This window comes from Klebsiella sp. ME-303 (genome assembly GCF_007910085.1).
Lineage (GTDB): Bacteria > Pseudomonadota > Gammaproteobacteria > Enterobacterales > Enterobacteriaceae > Klebsiella > Klebsiella michiganensis.
The window spans coordinates 1,371-13,555 of record NZ_VOJB01000084.1; the positions used below are offsets into that span (position 1 = coordinate 1,371).

Genomic DNA, 12,185 nt, shown 5'->3' on the forward strand with positions numbered 1-12,185 from the left:
AAATTGTCTTCTTGATTCATCATCCTCAAGGTACTCAAAAGAAAGAAGGCGAATTTTGGTAAGTTTATAGAACCACTCGCAATCGTTTCGTTGAATAATTTCGCCTGGTTTGAAACATATGCCTGATACTTCCCGGATAATCGCATATTTGCCATTACTAAACCTGACCCTGTGGATACAGAAAGGTTGACCGGCCTGCCCATGACAGCTTTTCGAAAGGATATGCCCTTCAATAAAAACAGATTTTTTAGATTTCATCATCATGCCCTCGACAACTGCAGTACAGGAGAAATGTTGTCATTTCCCGACATCATTTACGTTAAGTGGCAGAAGCTGATCAGCCGCCGATACACCAGCATTCTGATGGTTTGAACAACAGTCCGCAGGCAGGGCACTCCAGAACTGCATCTTTTCTTAGTTTACCTGCTTTCTGATCAGCTCTGTATGCGCATACCGGGCAGGCAACATGAACCGACCTTTCTTTAAAGTGCCTGAGTCCTTTTGTATAAGACATAAATAATTCTCTGAGGGATACAGTAATTATTATACGCTTTAATATAAAAATAACTGGCTTAAGTTATGTTAAATTATGACTAAATCAAGATATCAGATATTGAAAATTGAACGTCTGATTTATGATACAATACCCTACCCTTCCGTGAGAAATTTATGATGAAATCAGAAGACACCCTTGACTGGTACCCGGCACAGCTACCGCCAGTGAAAATTATTCTTGGCGAAGCCGTGCTGGCTGTGGGTAAACAGGGCCGACCGATTAATACCCGAACCTTGCTGGAATACCTTCAGGTCATGCAGGACAAACAAAAAAGAAAGGATGACAAAATCGCTATGCAGACTGCGATTGATGTTCTCAGGGATAATCAGCGCATTAACGGCAGACGTTAATGCGCCTCCGGGATCGTGTCAGTTCTGAATGATCTCAACCGTATGGTTTTGTCCATCATCCTGCAGCGGTATTCTGTCATCAGGGAGGAGAACACCATCCAGTGTCACGCGATATTTTACGTTGCCGCGTGAGACACTTATCTGATAATGGCTTTCGCCATATTGATAGGCCATAGAAAAAGACGGCCACTCATCCGGTAACCGGGCATGAACACTAAAGTCAGTACCGGAACGTTTTATCCCCAGTAATTCCTCAGTAAGTAAACGCCAGGCCCAGCCTGCGGAACCGGTATACCAGCTCCATCCTGCACGTCCGGTATGGGGAGCGACGCTGTAGACATCAGCACTCATGACATAAGGCTCAGCTTTATAAATCCCGACCAAGCCCGCATTCAGAGTATGATTTATAGGGTTGAGCATTGACCAGAGTTGCCAGGCACGTTTGGCATTCCCCATCCGGGAAAATGCCATCACGGCCCAGATGGCGCCATGAGTATACTGCCCTCCGTTTTCCCGCACACCGGGCAGGTACCCCTGTATGTAACCCGGATTTGGACCGTGTCCATCAAAAGGAGGCGTTAACAGTTTGATCAGTCCCCCTTCGTTATCCACAAGGTGCTTATCCAGCGCCTGCATGGCCTTTGTGCACCGTCCCGGGCTCGCGGCCCCGGACAATACAGACCAGCTTTGCGCAATCGCATCAATCCGGCAGTCCTGTGAGGCTTTCGACCCCAGGGGAGTACCATCGTCAAAATATCCGCGCCGGTACCATTCACTATCCCAGGCGTGGGCTTCGAGATTGCTTTGCAGGCGCAGAGCCTGTGAACGGCACATCGAGGCGATACTTTCATCCAGCCGGCGCTCCGCCAGCGCGGCAAACCGTTGCAAAATGTCGTACAGGAAGAAGCCCAGCCAGACGCTTTCGCCTTTGCCTTCGATACCCACCCGGTTCATCCCGTCATTCCAGTCACCAGCCCCCATCAGCGGCAGGCCATGTTCCCCGAACCGCAGCCCATGTCGAATAGCTTTGACGCAGTGTAACCAGAGTGTCTCTTCGGTGCCGCTGATGACCGGCGTGTCATAGACAGACTCTTCACCAGGCTGAAGCGAGCGTCCCTCCAGATAAGGAACGCGTATTTCCAGTGCATCCATATCCCCTGTCGTTTCCACATAGTGGCAAACGGCAAGCGGCAGCCAAAGATAGTCATCGGAACAGCGGGTACGCACGCCGTTGCCGTGTGGTGGGTGCCACCAGTGCTGCACATCCCCCTCGATAAACTGCCGTGATGCACAGAGTATTATCTGTTCACGCATCCGGTCCGGAGCAGCGTGGCTCAGAGCCAGCGTATCCTGCAGCTGATCGCGAAAACCAAATGCACCGCCAGACTGATAGTAGCCACTCCGGGCCATAAGACGGCAGGCGACCGTCTGATAAAGCAGCCAACCATTAACCAGTAAATTTACGGACGTGTCGGGGGTATTAACTACGATTTTATCGAGAACATTGTGCCAGTGATTATGAATCCGGTTCAGCTCCTGGCGGACCGTATCCTCGTTCATGTAGCGGGCCAGCGTCTCCTGAGCACAAACATCATTCTCCTCTGCGCCGAGGATAAAAATAAACGTCCTCTGGTCCCCGTCAATTAATGTAACCGCCGATTGCACCGCTCCGCAGGGATCCAGACCGGCCCCCGTCTTACCAGAAAGCTTTTGCAGTTTCATGGCCGAAGGGGCGTGAAGGGAACCATTACGGCCAATAAACTCCCGGCGATCCCCTGTCAGAGAACAGTCATTACCGCTGACGGCAAAAAATGCAGTTCGGCCGCCACCATTATCACCATAAAAGTTATTCGCAAGCACCCCGCAGCCACCGGGCGTTCTGGCCACATGTGTCACAATGTGAGGGGCTGAGCGCGTTCGTGTTTCTCCGAGCGTCCACTCTACATAGCCTGTGACGGAAAGTTGACGTGTCCGTCCCGAGGAGTTACTGAGCGTCAGGAGCACCAGTTTAACCGGATCTTCTTCAGCAACCAGGACCGTCAACTCGCTGTCTATACCACTCTCACGATGGGCAAATACGCTGTAGCCAAAACCATGGCGGGTCAGGTAGTCACCGTGTCCGCGAACAGGTAAAGCCGTCGGCGACCAGCACTCCCCGCTCTCTTCATCGCGCAGGTAAAATGCCTCGCCGCTGCGATCGCTCACCGGATCGTTCTCCCACGGCGTCAACCGGTATTCATGGGCATTCTCATACCAGGTATAGGCCTGCCCTGCCTCTGAGATCACACTGCCAAAACGAGAATTTGCCAGTATGTTCGACCAGGGAGCCGGTGTAAGCGCATTTTCCCGAAGGACGATCTGATACTCCCGCCCATCCTGAGAAAATCCACCGTACCCATTGAAATGGCATAACTGACTGGTATCAGGGCTCCAGTCCGTATGTTGATTACGCTCGCGCACAGCACGCGGAATGAATGCCCTTGCCGGCGATTTCAGGGTATGAATACGCTGGTTAAGCTGCTCATTAATACCCCCTGCGCGGTCATCAAGATAAAGACAGGCCACGCTCATCAAAAGCAACTTATCCTCAGCGGAGAGATGCTCACCGTTCCGGACAAAAAGCCCGCCCTTTTTATCCAGCAGACTGGCTTCAGACCCGGCATAAATTAACTCCATAATCTGATTTTGTAATCCCTGCTGGTAGCCGCCGGGGCTGTTATTCAGGATAACCAAATCAACATCCAGCCCTTTCTGTCTCCAGTAACGGTGTGCCTGAATCAGTGTGGTCACTGAGGTGATACTTTCCTCGCTGGTTATACTCAGCAGCACTATCGGCAGATCCCCTGAAATTGCCCAGCCCCACAGTCCGGACTGGCCACGCCGGTTGCGGCCTATCGCCTGGCCTTCGGCGCGCAGCTCCTGGACAGGGTAAAGCACAGCGCTGGCGAGACTATTGAACAACGTGGCATCATCTTCACTGGCGTTCATCTGGCGCAATACCACCAGACTGTGAGACCAGGCCAGTTCAAAGACGCGATCGGCAATAGGGTAATCGCGATATTTCTCCAGCAACGCCAGGCTCTGCTGACGGGTCTCGCTGATGCCATAAATGATATCAATCGTAACCGGCTGCCCTGGCTGCAGAATGATGGCGTTGCGAATTGCCAGTATCGGATCCAGCACCGAGCCCGACGTGTTGCCTAGCATCCCTCCCGTCTCTATTGCCTGTGCATTCGCAGGGTTTCTGCCACGTCCAATAAACCTTGCCCTGTCCGTTTCAAACGACACGTTATGTCGGTTATCGCCGTGCACCACCATCATGTGAAACAGGCAAGGGCCCGGTTCATCCGGTGAGCGCGGGCGCCGGTGGCAAAGAATAGCGTCACGCTCAGGAGCCAGCTCAGTCTGAATAAACAAATTGCTGAATGCCGGGTGTGCCAGATCGCTGGCATCAGGTGCCAGTACCACTTCAGCATAGGTTGTCAGCTCCAGAGAGCGAGGCTTACGACCACGATGAATCAGTGTGAGCCGTCGCAATTCAACATCATCCTCCGGAGAGATCACCACCTGAGTTTTGACGCTGAGTCCCCCTAAGCTTCGTCTGAATTCTGCCCCCGCATCGGTGAACAACACTTCCTCGTCTTGTCCGCTGGTGTAGCCTGTTGGTTGCCAAGTATTGCTCCACACATCTCCCGTCTGGGTATCGCGGATGTAGCAGAATGCTCCCCAGTTATCACGGGTGGTATCACTGCGCCAGCGCGTTAGTGCAATATCATTCCAGCGACTGTAACCACCGCCGCCCGCGGTCAACATCAGATGATAATGGCCGTTGGACAGGAGTTGAATATCCGGGGAGGGGGTATCCACGCTATAGAAAATACGGGGTTCATAGCGAACGGGTTTGACCATGCCCTCATGAGATTCAAAATGACGGCGCGGACTGTACAGATCGACCGCATCCGGCACGCGCTCCTGTAACAGCAGACTCGCTGACCGGAATACCGTGCTGGACATAAAGCGTTCAGTCATGGGGGCGTCAAGCAGCACATGAGCCAGCGCCTGAAATGCCATACCCTGGTGATGCGCCATCCAGGACTGTACCACCGCATAGAGCTGACCGGTTGCAAGACGTGAGGGGGTATAGTCCAGCGCTTCATAAAAACCGTATTCTCCGCGTGCACCATTTTTTTGCAGCCTGAACAGGTTCTCACAGGCTCTCTGTGGGGAAACCATCAGCGCCAGCAGCGTGGCGTAAGGAGCAACAACCATGTCATCGGCAAGTCCCCTGCGTAGACCGAGCCCCGGTACGCCAAATGCCTGATACTGATAATTATGCTGAACATCAAAAGCATGATAGCCAGACTCTGAAACACCCCATGGTACCCCGCGTTCTTTCCCCCAATGAATCTGGCGCATAACCGCCGACTGACTCATTTCATCGAGCAGGCTGCCGGGCCAGGTGGGCATCACCAGATTCGGCATCAGATATTCAAACATGGATCCGCTCCATGACATCAGGGCAGTTTCATTATCAATCGTGGTAAACAATCGACCCAGCGCGTACCAGCTTTTAAGAGGCAGCTGATTAGTCGCAATGGCAAGAAAACTGGTCAGGCGGATTTCAGACGGCAGGAGATCGTAGTGGCTTTTGTCAGGCATATTGGTGTCACAGTTATAACCGACGCTGAGCAGACTGGTTGCTTCACTGTACAGAAAGGCGAAATCCATCCGGGCATGCTCATCCAGCCGCTGTTCCAGCTCGGTGATAATATTGAGTCGCATTCGGGCCTGCTCCGCCACTGACGCCGGAGGCGTTCCTGTACCGGTTAATGTCGGACGGGCAAGCTCGCTCAGCGTCGGCAGCGTCTGTTCATTCCAGGATGCAGGCAACCAGCCAAGCAACAGAGACCACTCATGGCAAAGCTGAACCAGTTGATGCTCCAGATGTCCAGCCCAGCGCATCTGAAGAGGAGATCCCTGATGACATGCGCTGGTCAGATGGTTGCACTGGGTGCGCATGCTTTTCAGTTCGCTGAAAAGCGCCTGCGGAGAGAGCGACACAGCGTTCAGGCAATGCTTGCGCAGCAGTCTCAGGCTGTCAGGTGGGTTCTTACCCCACTGTTTTTCCAGAATATCCAGCGTATCGTTCAGTCCTGCCAGTATCTGTTGGTTGCTTAAAACAGGCTGATGACGCATGGCGGACAGGCCTGCACGCAGGGTCAATAAATGCCCGGCCATATTGCCGCTGTCGACGCTGGAGATATAGCGTGGACTTAGGGGGGCCAGCGTACGGGTGTCATACCAGTTGTAGAGATGGCCCCGGTAGTGCTCCATTTTATCCATCGTGTCGAGCGTGAGCGACACGCGCCGGAGCACCTCTCCGCCAGGCAGGTAGCCAAAGTCCCATGCCGTCAGGTTAGCCATAAGTGAAAGACCAATATTGGTAGGAGAAGTTCGGTGTGCCACCGTCGGTTGTGGTATTTCCTGATAATTATCAGGCGGAAGCCAGTTCTCTTTTGCTGTGGCAAATGTTTCAAAAAAAGCCCAGATTTCACGGCTTGTCTGGCGTAACAGCTGTTTTTGTTCCTGATTAGGCGAAAAAACCTTACGCACGGGCTGGCGACTCAGCCAGCTCATCAGCAGCGGTGCCACACACCATACCAAACCGATCGGTAACGCAATCCCCAGCAGCTGTGGGGCAAATTGTCCGGTCAGTATTGTCAGCGCCACGCCACCGGCAACGTTCAGCCACATCGCCTGATAAAAACGTGCAACAGTGGGTCTGGCCTGACTGCTGTCCTGGCTGTGGCTGACCCACTGGCTGAGGTGACGCCTGCTTATCCCCAGTCGCCATAGCGTCACGGCGATCGCTTTCAGCGAATATCCGGCTTCGTGCGGCAGTATCGCAAAATTAAGGCTGATACCTGACAGACGCTTTAGCGCGCCCGCCCCCACCATTAACAGATGCGGCTTCACGCGGCGACGCAGAGGTTTATGCAGAAGGTCGTGGCTGATGCAGAGGATGGCTGGCAACAGCCATATCAGCAACAGTATGCCCAGCCAGTAAACCGGGTTGGGTACCCAAAGCAGAGCGAAGAACAGCAATATCAGTAAGGAGGGGGCGACCAGACTGCGACGTAGATTATCGAGTAATTTCCAGTAAGAAAGCGCGGTCAGCGGATTCCTGACCCGGGTTCCATCGGCTTTTCTGACGCGTGGTTTTAGCCAGTTAAGCAGTTGCCAGTCACCCCGGATCCAGCGTGAACGTCGTGCAACATCCGACAGATAATTATTAGGGTACTGTTCGTACAGTAACACCTCGCTCAGCAGACCCGAACGTGCATAGCATCCTTCAAGCAGATCGTGGCTGAGTACCAGATTTTCCGGGCAGATGTTGGTAGTGGCCTGCATAAAAATATCAACATCGTAAATCCCTTTGCCCACAAACGAGCCTTCCCCAAAGAGATCCTGATAAATATCCGAAGACATCATCGAATAAGGGTTATTGCCCGGTACGCTGCTGCGCAGGGCTGCGTAACGCCCCTGACCGTTGCGTGGTATCTCCTCCGCAAGACCGGGCTGTAAAATACCGAATCCTTTGACAACCCTCTGGCGTACCGGATCATACTCAGGCGTATTCAGCGGATGCGCCATCGTCGCGACGAGTTTGTGTGCCGTATCGCGCGGGAGCACCGTATCGCTGTCCAGGGTAATGACGTATTTTATGTGACCCGGTAAAAGGTGGGCAGGCATCTCTGCAACGCTGACGAATTGCGTTCCGGGATGGCGCAACCAGCTGTTCAGTAACGCCAGTTTTCCCCGCTTGCGTTCATAGCCCATCCACGCTCCTTCCGAGGGGTTCCATTCAGGCTGGCGATGTAACAGATAAAAACGTGGTCGGCCGGAGGGGTAGCGGCGATTAAGCGCCTGCGTATCGGCGATAGCCTGTCTGAGCAGCGCGTGACTTTCCGGCGAGGGTTCATTTTCAGAATCAGCAAAATCAGTGAGCAGCGCGAACCTGAGATTTTCGTTTTCATTCCCCAACCAGCAGACTTCAAGACTGGTGAGGAGCTGGCTGAAACTTTCGTGGCTGGTCAACATGCAGGGAATGACTAACATGGTGGCACTGTCAGCGGGAATACCGGCTGAAAAATCCATCCCCGGTAAGGGTCGAGGAACGCGAAAACGGGTGGTTGCATCACTGAGCAAATCGCTCATTAACTGAGTTAATGCGATAATCAGAGGTAATATCACCGCGATCAATAGCCAGTCTGCGCCCTGCATGGCGGTTTCGTGCAATATTGCTGCGGTCGCTGCGGTTGTCAGCAACGCCAGGCTTCCAAGCCATGACAGCAGGGTTATTCTGTTGAAACTGTGCCGCAAGCGTATGAGCCTTGAGGCGTCTGCCAGGAGATGAATATCCAGCGCCTGTCGACCTTCGCCCGCAAGATAATAACCAACATGATGTTCCTGTGTATCGGGCGCTTTTTCCTCTGAAAGCGCCAGCACCTTCTCAGCAACCTCAGGCTCGCTGAGACCGCTGTCCCTGGCCAGAACCTCAACTACGTGCCGGTAATGATCCCGGGTATTGAAGTGCATCCGGGGATAGATGCCGGCAGGATCATTGCGTAATGCCTGTTCGACAACGCTTATCGTTTCGGCGAAATCAGCCCAGTCCGTTTCACTCAATAAACGCAGGCCCGCGATGCTGTTACTGACGGACAGCTGGCTGGCGGCAAGCTGCTGATTGAAACTATGTATGAGAACGTCAGTGGTGATCCCCTGTTCCCGAAGGCACTGATCAACCCAGGTCAGAGGTAACGACAGCGCGTTGCCATGCCCCTGCAGGCGCCGCACCAGCTCTGCGACAAACGCACTGGTTAACGGAGGTCGGGAGCGCGCCATATCGGCAACCACCATGATTAAATCACCAGGCGCACTCTCTGCGCATTCGACAATCCTTGTTATCCACGTATCAGCAAGGTTTCTGTCCTGCTGCGCTTTTATCACTTCCATACTGATACGACGAAGATTTTCAATCAGCGCAAGGCGCAGCATTCCCGGTAACGCCCAGACTTCACCCAGCGTCAGCGGCGTCACCTGTTGATAGGCAGTGAGATAGCTGGTCAGGCTGGCGGCATCCCAGCGGCCATCGCCGTGAGCAATGGCCTCTGATGCAATATGATAAATTCGTGGGCAATTCAACGGCGATACAAGCGACGGAAGACCTTTGCCAAAGCTTTTCGGCAGATGCTGGCGGACAGTGCGGATTTGTTCCTCAATCAGATAATAATTGTCCAGCAGCCATTCACCGGCGGGCATGATACTGGTCTTTTTACCCGCGTTAAGCTCATAGCAGTTTTGGGTAATGACGGCCTCATTGTCGCCAAGCCGTTTCAGAAGATAATAAGGATGCCTATCCGGTGATACTTTATGAGTCCGCGCCAGCTTCTGGCCGTAGCGTTCCATCTGGACGGTCGAAAAGAGTTCTGACCGCGGCGAGCTTTCACCGGCAGGATTGTTCGCCGAAAACGTTATGTTTTCGGCAGCATTCATCAGAATACGGGAGCGGTTAAACCACGCTCTGGGGATCATTTTCATAGCATTGCTCTGATGCGACGTTAGCGCGCAGGAGCAGTTGCGAAATCAGTTCAGAAACGTTCTCTCAGGATGGGCGTCAGGCATCAGGGATTTAACAGCTGCCGGAATCTAACATAAGTATAGGACATGAGCTCTGTTCTGCGGTTTTGGTCGAGCTAGCGTCGGGAGATAAACAGAGCCTTACATCCGGGGCAAAGCATGGTCTGGTTGAGCCGGATTTTTGACAACGGTTGTACTGATTTTAAGCCACAAACAGGACAGGCAGCAGTGGCAGTAGACGCACTGCTGAAGAATTTCATTGCGTAATTGATAACAGACATAACCATTAACCTTTCAATGAATGAGCTTCACCGTACCACATGTGGTTAAGTTTTAATCTATCTATTTTGACACACTGAAAATCAGGAAAGATAAATGTTCGCAGCCACAGGCCCCCTGAGACCGTTTATCCGGCAAAACTCTATGCGGCTTCCAGGGATGAGTAATTCTGATTCGCGAGAGTTAACGGCTGAAATGTGAAGCAGAACGTCTTTTCGTCCATCAGATGGGATGATGAGGCCTTTACCACTAAGAATATCAAAGCTTTTGACAATTCCTGTCATTTTATGGGACAAGTCAATTCCTTATTGAAAACACGTAAAGACTATACATTGAAAATGGCATTCAGCCACTTTTATTTTCCCTACAGGACCTCTGGACGGCTAAAAGATAATTTGCTTATATCGATTCCCTGTGCCTTAATGAATCCCATCAGTTCGATGTACTAATGAAAGTTAGAAATTTTCCGGGCAGTTCTCATTACCAGGCGCTATCGTTGATATCCCCTCTTTTGAGTCCATATGTTTAATCCTATACGTTTACTATCAATACAATCATGTATAACGGAGTCAGTATGACCTCTAGAATTATGGGCCTGGTTAAATGGTTTAACGAAGACAAAGGTTTTGGCTTCATCTCTCCTCTTGATGGCAGCAAAGATATCTTTGTCCATTTGTCTGCACTTGATGGCGACAACTTTAAAACTTTATTTGAAGGTCAGAAAGTTGAATTCGCCATTCACCGCGGAGACAAGGGTCCTGCTGCTGCAAACGTAACACTTTGCGATAAATAAATCATTGTGGGTCTGCGATAACTATAAAGGATTATTCCTGAGTAGACAGATCCATAACTTAAATCAGATGAAAGTCGTTTATTCATAATATCTGATCAGCATATTTTTCAAAATTATGAGTATGCTAACCGATGTGATGAAGTGCAGTACTACTGCATAAAAAGTCTAAAAGCACAAACTAACCACATGTTAAATAAGAAGTGCGTAATGGCTTTGACCTTAATGGCATCTGCCAGTTAATATCCACGAGAGAACAGGGTAATAGAATATGATTAAAGTCCTTGTTTTCTTTAATGCTGAATCCTGTAAAGTCATGACCGTTCTGGAAGGTATATCCTCTATCAGGCAGGAATATCCAAACGGTGAAGAAACACATCTTCGGATTATGTCTGCAGGTTTTCCTTCCTTAACTGGCGATCATGGTATTGTTTACGTGGCTACTGACAGGGAGTTAACGTCACAGGAGATACTTGATGCGGCCAGGAAATATTTATAGCATTTTTGTCATGCTCTCTGCTCCACGTTTAATTGCATGCTTACCCTATTTATCAGAATCGAACAAAAATGAGTTGAAAACATTTATGGCCTGCTAACAGCAGGCTTTTTTTTTACATTACACTTTTTTAGAAACACCTCTATAAAGAGAGAGTAATTCGCTACCTTCTGACAAAATGCAGGTGTCTCTCCCCTGCGTGCCATCTTGCCATTTGTGAAAAACCTTGCTAAGTGGCGGCGCTGTCTCTCCTCATTTTAAATCTCATCAGGTGTGACTGAAGCAATAAGTTATGAGGATATAAAAAGGCTCTCCGGATGACTCCTGGCATCATAGTTTTAAGTACCTTCAAAAACGCATGGACATTTCGTAGGAGTTGTAATTTAGTTCTTACACATTCTTCTTAATTTTTTCTTGCGACAAGAGATTTATATAAGTAGTCTAAACCTCGTTAATAACAATATGTCCCAATCGCATTAAAATGCTCAGTAAGAAAAATCGGGTCGATGAGCAACCGTCGACATTGGTATTTGCTGAACAACGAAAAAACTTTAAAAGGTCTCTTTATGTCAGATGCTCTAACACAGTTAAACAATATCCGTACCTTACGTTCTCAGACTCGTGAAATGTCATTAGATGTACTGGAAGATGTTCTGGAAAAGTTTAAAATTATTCTTATAGAACGACGAGAAGAAGAGACATTACGTCTTGCAAATGAAAGTCAGCGCCGCGATAAACTGGAAACACTTCGTCAGATGATGCTTGATGAGGGTATCGACCCCTCCGAACTTTTAGCTGCTATTGGCTCTCCGGGTAAGGCTAAAAGGACGCGCTCCCCCCGCCCCGCGAAGTATCGATATACTAACGAAACTGGAGAGTCAAAAACATGGTCAGGTCAGGGGCGAATGCCGAAGCGGATCTCAAATCTGATTGCTGAAGGTGGGGAATTAAAAGATTTTGAAATCAGCTAAAAAGAGCCGGGTAAAACCCGGCTCTTTTTTGTAAATGCCGCAAGTTGCCTTAGAGAATAGTCGAGAAACATTTAGTTCCGTCGATGTAGCCGAGGCGCTGTTT

General features: G+C 50.6%; 9 protein-coding genes. 4 read left to right on the plus strand and 5 right to left on the minus strand.

Going from position 1 to position 12,185, the window contains the following annotated elements; translation table 11 throughout:
* Together FQK12_RS27475 and FQK12_RS28005 are read right to left on the minus strand one after the other, a co-directional pair.
* On the minus strand, positions 1-264 hold a 264-nt coding region (locus tag FQK12_RS27475; protein WP_261393134.1), incomplete at its 3' end, for a hypothetical protein.
* Positions 265-337: 73 nt separating this feature from the next.
* Complete coding sequence (locus FQK12_RS28005; protein ID WP_213080256.1) at positions 338-514, minus strand: YnfU family zinc-binding protein; 177 nt, start codon at positions 512-514, stop codon at positions 338-340.
* A gap of 158 nt (positions 515-672) precedes the next feature.
* Here FQK12_RS28005 and FQK12_RS17780 point away from each other — a divergent pair, with 158 nt between their 5' ends.
* A complete protein-coding gene (locus FQK12_RS17780; protein WP_014226774.1) occupies positions 673-906 on the plus strand; it encodes a hypothetical protein in 234 nt (77 codons plus the stop codon).
* An 18-nt stretch (positions 907-924) separates the two neighbouring features.
* Here FQK12_RS17780 and FQK12_RS17785 read toward each other — a convergent pair whose 3' ends face one another.
* From FQK12_RS17785 to cspF, 3 genes are all read right to left on the minus strand, one after another.
* Positions 925-9,507 (minus strand): GH36-type glycosyl hydrolase domain-containing protein, encoded by an 8,583-nt coding sequence (locus FQK12_RS17785; protein WP_014226775.1) that lies wholly within the window; start codon positions 9,505-9,507, stop codon positions 925-927.
* A gap of 155 nt (positions 9,508-9,662) precedes the next feature.
* Complete coding sequence (locus FQK12_RS27485) at positions 9,663-9,833, minus strand: YnfU family zinc-binding protein (RefSeq protein WP_305955329.1); 171 nt, start codon at positions 9,831-9,833, stop codon at positions 9,663-9,665.
* Between the two features lie 75 nt (positions 9,834-9,908).
* Entirely contained in the window at positions 9,909-10,121 is a 213-nt protein-coding gene (gene cspF, locus FQK12_RS17790) for a cold shock-like protein CspF (protein ID WP_001446195.1), read from the minus strand.
* Between the two features lie 278 nt (positions 10,122-10,399).
* Between cspF and FQK12_RS17795 the strand changes: the two genes are divergently transcribed.
* From FQK12_RS17795 to FQK12_RS17805, 3 genes are all read left to right on the plus strand, one after another.
* On the plus strand, positions 10,400-10,618 hold the full coding sequence (locus FQK12_RS17795; protein WP_000203924.1) for a cold shock domain-containing protein: 219 nt from the start codon (positions 10,400-10,402) through the stop codon (positions 10,616-10,618).
* Between the two features lie 268 nt (positions 10,619-10,886).
* Entirely contained in the window at positions 10,887-11,114 is a 228-nt protein-coding gene (locus FQK12_RS17800; protein ID WP_010434226.1) for a hypothetical protein, read from the plus strand.
* Between the two features lie 563 nt (positions 11,115-11,677).
* Positions 11,678-12,082: an H-NS family nucleoid-associated regulatory protein gene (locus FQK12_RS17805; RefSeq protein ID WP_023303013.1), complete on the plus strand. Its 405-nt coding sequence runs from the start codon at positions 11,678-11,680 to the stop codon at positions 12,080-12,082.
* The last annotated feature ends 103 nt before the right edge of the window (positions 12,083-12,185 follow it).

Excerpts from the sequence above, each read along its gene's own strand:
- FQK12_RS28005 (WP_213080256.1), bottom strand. The coding sequence starts at position 514 with ATGTCTTATACAAAAGGACTCAGGCACTTTAAAGAAAGGTCGGTTCAT.
- FQK12_RS17780 (WP_014226774.1), top strand. The coding sequence starts at position 673 with ATGAAATCAGAAGACACCCTTGACTGGTACCCGGCACAGCTACCGCCA.
- FQK12_RS17785 (WP_014226775.1), bottom strand. The coding sequence starts at position 9,507 with ATGAAAATGATCCCCAGAGCGTGGTTTAACCGCTCCCGTATTCTGATG.
- FQK12_RS27485 (WP_305955329.1), bottom strand. The coding sequence starts at position 9,833 with ATGGTTATGTCTGTTATCAATTACGCAATGAAATTCTTCAGCAGTGCG.
- FQK12_RS17795 (WP_000203924.1), top strand. The coding sequence starts at position 10,400 with ATGACCTCTAGAATTATGGGCCTGGTTAAATGGTTTAACGAAGACAAA.
- FQK12_RS17800 (WP_010434226.1), top strand. The coding sequence starts at position 10,887 with ATGATTAAAGTCCTTGTTTTCTTTAATGCTGAATCCTGTAAAGTCATG.
- FQK12_RS17805 (WP_023303013.1), top strand. The coding sequence starts at position 11,678 with ATGTCAGATGCTCTAACACAGTTAAACAATATCCGTACCTTACGTTCT.